This window comes from Calidithermus terrae, from assembly GCF_003574345.1.
In the GTDB taxonomy this organism is placed as follows: domain Bacteria; phylum Deinococcota; class Deinococci; order Deinococcales; family Thermaceae; genus Calidithermus; species Calidithermus chliarophilus.
The window spans coordinates 1-5,515 of sequence record NZ_QXDL01000236.1 but is presented as its reverse complement, the minus strand read 5'-3'; the positions used below and the strand labels follow the sequence as shown (position 1 = coordinate 5,515).

5 protein-coding genes and 1 pseudogene are annotated in these 5,515 nt (G+C 70.0%); 5 read left to right on the top strand and 1 reads right to left on the bottom strand.

Annotation, left to right across the window (positions count from 1 at the left end):
• From Mterra_RS18255 to Mterra_RS18240, 4 genes are all read left to right on the top strand, one after another.
• Positions 1-1,018, top strand: a 1,018-nt coding sequence (locus Mterra_RS18255) for a M16 family metallopeptidase (protein WP_147372930.1), incomplete at its 5' end; no start/stop codon positions are given.
• Between the two features lie 26 nt (positions 1,019-1,044).
• Entirely contained in the window at positions 1,045-2,289 is a 1,245-nt protein-coding gene (locus Mterra_RS18250) for a M16 family metallopeptidase (protein ID WP_119316444.1), read from the top strand.
• A gap of 265 nt (positions 2,290-2,554) precedes the next feature.
• A complete protein-coding gene (locus Mterra_RS18245) occupies positions 2,555-3,442 on the top strand; it encodes a CAP domain-containing protein (RefSeq protein WP_275054818.1) in 888 nt (295 codons plus the stop codon).
• 178 nt (positions 3,443-3,620) lie between these two features.
• Positions 3,621-4,379 carry a hypothetical protein gene (locus tag Mterra_RS18240; protein ID WP_119316441.1) on the top strand — a complete coding sequence of 253 codons (759 nt, stop codon included), beginning with the start codon at positions 3,621-3,623 and terminating at the stop codon, positions 4,377-4,379.
• Between the two features lie 57 nt (positions 4,380-4,436).
• Here Mterra_RS18240 and ddrC read toward each other — a convergent pair whose 3' ends face one another.
• On the bottom strand, positions 4,437-5,147 hold the full coding sequence (ddrC, locus tag Mterra_RS18235; RefSeq protein ID WP_218022965.1) for a DNA damage response protein DdrC: 711 nt from the start codon (positions 5,145-5,147) through the stop codon (positions 4,437-4,439).
• Between the two features lie 101 nt (positions 5,148-5,248).
• Here ddrC and Mterra_RS18230 point away from each other — a divergent pair.
• A pseudogene (locus Mterra_RS18230) lies at positions 5,249-5,515 on the top strand (YhjD/YihY/BrkB family envelope integrity protein); the annotation flags it as partial.

Genomic DNA, 5,515 nt, shown 5'->3' with positions numbered 1-5,515 from the left:
GGGGGTGCGGCGGGGGAGCGGGGCCGGGCTCGAGTACACCACGCTGGGGGCTTCCTTCCTGGCGGGGCAGCTCGAGAAGGTGCTGGCGCTCTACGCCGACGTGCTCACGCGGCCCGCACTGCCCGACGACGCGCTCGAGGCCGTGCGGCAGGTGGCGCTGCAGGAGCTGGCCTCGCTGGAGGACCAGCCGCCCAAGAAGATGTTCACCGCCCTGCGGCGGGCGGTTTTCTCGAGCCCGCACGGGCGCAACCCCAGCGGCACGCTCGAGGGGCTCCAGGCGGCCACGCCCGAGGCCCTGCGGGCCGACTTCCGGCGGCGCTACGGCGCGAGGGGCTGCGTGCTGGCGCTGGCCGGGGGGGTGACGCTCGAGCAGGCCCACGCGGCGGTGGAGGCCACGCTGGGGGCCTGGGACGGCGAGGAGCCGGCGGTGCCCGGGCCCGCGGTGAGCCGGCCCCACGCGCTGCGGCTGGAGCAGCCGAGCGCGCAGGTGCAGATCGGGCTGGTCTACCCCGACGTGAGCATCGGGCACCCGGAGTTCTACACCGCGCGCCTGGCGGCGCAGGTGCTCTCCGGCGGCATGGGGGCGCGGCTGTTCGCCGAGGTGCGCGAGAAGCGCGGGCTGGTCTACTCGGTCTACGCCTCGCCCAACGGGGTCAAGGGCTACAGCTACCTCAGCGCCTACGCCGGGACCACCCCCGAGCGCGCGCCACAGACCCTGGAGGTCATGCAGCAGGTGATCGAGCAGCTCGCCGAGGGCGTGAGCGCGGAGGAGCTCGAGCGGGCGAAGGTGGGCCTGCGCACCGCGCTGGTGATGCAGGAGGAGTCGGCGCGCGCGCGGGTGGCGAGCATGGCCCGCGACCTCTACATGATCGCGCGGGTGCGGCCGCTGGAGGAGATCGAGGCCGAGATCGCGGCCGTGGACCTCGAGCGCCTCAACCGCTACGTGGCCGCCAACCCCTACCGCGACCCCTGGACCGCCGTCTTAGGCCCCGTAGACCAGACCGTGGTGTCGCTATGAACCCGACGCACCTGCAGACCGCCCGCATGGACACCGGCATGGAGTTCAAGGAGGCCCGGCTCGACAACGGCCTCACCGTCATCGCCGAGGTCAACCCGGCCGCGCGGAGCGTGGCGATGGGTTACTTCGTCAAGACCGGCAGCCGCGACGAGCGCCCCGAGGAGTCGGGGGTGTCGCACTTCCTCGAGCACATGCTCTTCAAGGGCACGCCCACGCGCGACGCGCTGGAGATCAACCTCGAGTTCGACCACCTGGGCGCGCAGAACAACGCCTTCACCAGCGAGGAGAACACCGTCTACCACGGCGCGGTGCTGCCCGAGTTCGGGCCGCGCCTGCTCGAGCTGCTCACCGACATGATGCGCCCGGCGCTGCGGCAGGAGGACTTCGACACCGAGAAGCAGGTGATCCTCGAGGAGATCGCCCTCTACGCCGACCGCCCGCAGTTCATGGCCTACGACTGGGCCCGCGAGCGCTACTTCCGCGGCCACGGCTTAGGCAACAGCGTGCTGGGCACGGTCGAAAGCATCGAGGCCCTGACCCGCGAGCAGATGGCCGACTACCACGCCCGCCGCTACTCGCCGTCGAACATGGTGCTGGCCCTGGCGGGCAAGCTCGACTGGGAGGCCACGCTCGAGCAGGTCCGCGAGATTACCCGCGGGTGGCGCCCCGCGGCCGTGCAGCGGGAGTACGCCCCCTTCGAGCCCCGCCCCGGCGAGTTCCGCCAGCCCTACGCCCAGGCCACCCAGAGCTACCTCTGGCATTTCGCCCCGGGCTTCGCCGCCCAGGACGAGCGCCGCTACGCCGCCGGCGTGCTCGCCAACGTGCTGGGCGCCGACGGCAACAGCCGCCTGCACTGGGCCCTGGTGGACAGCGGCCTGGTGGAGTCGGCCAGCGCCGGCCACGAGGACAACGACGGCGCCGGGCTGTTCTACGCCTTCGCCCAGACCGACCCCGCCAACGAGCAAGCGGTCGCCGAGGTTGTGCGCCGCGAGATGGAGCGCCTCGAGCGCGAGGGCGTGCAGGCCGACGAGGTCGAGCGCGCCAAGAACAAGATCGCCACCGGCATCGTCTTCGCCGGCGAGACCCCCATGAACCGCCTGTTCAACCTGGGCCTCTCCTACGTCTACACCGGCCGCTACGAGACCTTAGGCGAGATGGCCCGCAAGTACGAAGCCCTCACCGTCGCCGACGTGAACGCGCTGCTCGAGGCCAAGCCGTTCTCGCGGGGGTTCTTGTACCGGCTGGTGCCTGAGAATGGCGATGGTCGATAGCTGATAGCCAAACGCAAAACGCAAGACGCAAGACGCCTTTTCTTTACCCCCCTTAGCAAGGGGGGTTAGGGGGGATATACCCTCCCCGCGCGCGGGGAGGGCCGGGGAGGGGTAAACCACGAGCCACAAACTGACGGCTGATGGCTTACCGCTGTCTATCATGAGCTACAAGCCACATGCCACATGCCATACCGCCCCTTTAGCCACCCATCACCCGCCGTCCGCACGCTTGAGCTAGGCTCGAGGGGTGAAACTCGTGCGTTTGATGGCACCCTTGGTGGTGCTGTTTTCTATGGCGTCGGCGCAGAGCGCGCTGGAGCTCGAGGTGCTGGCGCAGACCAACCAGATGCGGCTGGCGCGGGGGCTGGGGGCTTTGCTGTGGGACGACCTGGCCTATGAGGCGGCGCTGGGGCACGCGCAGGACATGCTGGCGCGGGGGTACTTCGCCCACGTCACGCCGGAGGGGCGCACGCCGGGGCAGCGCATGGCCGCGGCCGGGGTCATCGAGGTGACGGTGGGCGAGAACCTGGCCTACTACGAGGGCTTCAAGGACGAGGGCTTGCCCAAGAAGGCCGTGGAGGACTGGATGAACAGCCCCGGCCACCGCGCCAACCTGCTCAAGCCCGACTTCACCCACCTGGGCGTGGCCTTCGTGCGCCAGGGGCGCAAGGTGATGCTGGTGCAGAACTTCCTGAGCCGGCCCTTCAGCCCCGTGCTCGGCCGCGCCCCGGCCCAGGCCCAGCGCACCCTGCTGCGGCTGAGCGGGCAGGCCCCGGGGCCGCTGGGCGTTTTCCTCGACCGGCAGCTTTTCGCCCAGGTGGGGCCCAAGCTGGACCTGAGCCTCGAGCTCCCCCCGGGCGCGAGGCTGGAGTACGGCTTGAAGGAGGGCCAGAGCTGGTTCCTAGCCCCCGAGGGACAAGGCGGCGGCTGGCAAGCCCGCCTCGAGACCGCCCCCACCCCCGGCGTGGCCCTGCGGCTGAGCTTTCCAAGCGGGCAGTACGCGATGGCGGTGGGGGCCGAACCCCGCTTCTGGCGCAGCGTGACGGGGCCGCAGACGCTCGAGGTGACCCTGCCGGGGACCCTGCAGCTTTTGTGGCTGGGCCGGATGCAGGGCCAGAGCATCGACTACACGCACCGGATTCCCCTGCGTTGAGGGGCACGGACCGGGGGGGGCGGGCAGGAGCCCCCCCCGGATCATTTACGCGTCTTGAAACAGGCCTCAGTGCCCAATCAGTTCGTTCACAGCGCCGCATAAGCGCGCTTACCCAAACTCCAGCACGTAGAGGACGGCATTCGGGAAACCGAGCCCTACTCGCGCGAAGGAGTAGCTTATGACGAAGCATTGGAAAAAACTGATTCTGGCTGGGACGGCCGCGCTCGGCCTCTCGAGCGCCGCCCTGGCCGACGGCCTCTCGGTGACGGTGGACGCCCCGCTGGTGCCGGGCTTCAGCATCGCCAGCAGCTTCAACTACAACGTCGAGACCACCACCGGCTTCGTGGTGGGGGGTAGCCTCATGCCCGGCTACGGCGGCGGGCAGTTCGTGCTGGTGGGGCGGCTGGGGGCGAAGTACGCCCAGGACCTCATCAGCGACTTCAACACCGAGCTCGAGGGCTACGTGGGCCTGGGGACTTTCGTCTACGTCCTGCCCTCCCCCGTCGGCTTCAGCCTCGACGCCTCGGCGGGCCTGAAGTTCAAGCACACCTTCTCGGGCAACAGCAAGCTCTACGCCGACCTCGACCTCGTGGGCATCTACTTCCCCCAGACGGGCACCTTCGTGCCCTTCGTCGGCGGCGACCTCGGCCTCAAGCTCGACCTCGTGCCCAACACCGACATCTACGTGCAGGGCGCGCTGGGCTCCTACGTGGGCGCCTCCCCGCTGGGCTACGACGTGCGCGGGGCGGTCTACTTCGCCTTCACCCCCCAGGCCAAGCTGGGCGTGAGCATGGGCTACGGCAACATGAACTACGCCATCAACGGCCAGCCCGCCCTCACCGGCATCGGCCCCGACGCCGGCTTCTCGGTGCGCCTGGGCTTCCAGTTCGTCGAAGAGCCCAACACCATCGGCACCCCGGGCAGCCACATGCCTTGAGAGCGGCAGCCGGCAGGGCAAAGCCACCCCGCGGGGTGGCTTTCGCCCGTGGCAGGTTCAGCTCGCGGGGTCGGGCTCCTCCTCCCAGAGGCGGCGCTCGACCTCGGCCTTCTGCTTGTGCAGCCTGAGGATCTGCTCGTTGCCGCGCACGCCCTTGGCCTCGATGGCCTGGGCGGTGGCGGTCTCGAGGTAGCTCAGGCGCAGCAGCTCGGCGGCCGACATGCCGTCGCGGGTGTTCTTCACCCTGCGCTTGCGGCGGAACTCGCCGGAGTCCATCTGCAGCACGCTGCGGTTGGACAGCGAGCTCACCTCGCGGTAGATGCTGCCCTCCCCGCCGTGACGCGCCACCGTGGACATGAAGCGCTTGCGCGCCTCCACGCTCTCCAGCCGCGCCGACAGCCAGCGGCGGTGCTCGGGCGAGGGGCTGCGCTCGGCGACCTCGGCGGCGAGCTGGATGTCGCCCTCGAGGTAGCGGCGCAGCAGGTCGCGGGCCTTGCCCCGCCAGCGGCGGGCCTCGGGGGTCTCGAGCGCGAAGCTGAGGGTCACGAAGTCGCCGTAGCCCAGCACGGGCTCGCGACCCTTGCCGAAGTTGTGCAGCCGCGGCTCGAGGCCGTGCTGCTCGACGATTTCCTGCAGGCGTTCGGGGCTGCCCTCCAGGCCCAGCGCCGCCAGCGCGTCGTAGGCGCTGATCTGCCCGTCGGGGGTGCTGCGAACCTGGGTCTTGCCCAGCCGAACGCTCTGGGGGGTTCGGGTCATCGCGTTGTTCACAACTAAAAGTATACCCGGTGTTATGTTTATAGCATATCACCTGGCTCTCAATTCGGGGCCGACCTCAGCCCAGGGTCAGCCCGGGGTTCTAGGGTAGGGGCATGCTCAAGCGCGCGGGGCGGTGGCTCAAGCGCCTGTTGGCCGCCTTCGCCGACCGCGAGGTCCCCACGCGGTCGGTGGCGCTGGGCTACTACGCCTTCTTCAGCCTCTTCCCCCTGATCTTCCTGGCGACGGCCGCGCTGGGCTTCCTGCTGCGGCAGCAGTTGCCGCTGGCCCAGGAGCTCGAGGCCACCCTCACCCGCAGCCTCTCGGGGCTGTTCGTGGGGGCGGGGGAGCTGGTGGAGGGGGTGCTCGAGGCCGTACGCGAG

Coding starts and splice junctions, on each gene's coding strand:
- Mterra_RS18240 (WP_119316441.1), top strand. CDS start 3,621: ATGACGAAGCATTGGAAAAAACTGATTCTGGCTGGGACGGCCGCGCTC.
- Mterra_RS18245 (WP_275054818.1), top strand. CDS start 2,555: ATGGCACCCTTGGTGGTGCTGTTTTCTATGGCGTCGGCGCAGAGCGCG.
- Mterra_RS18250 (WP_119316444.1), top strand. CDS start 1,045: ATGGACACCGGCATGGAGTTCAAGGAGGCCCGGCTCGACAACGGCCTC.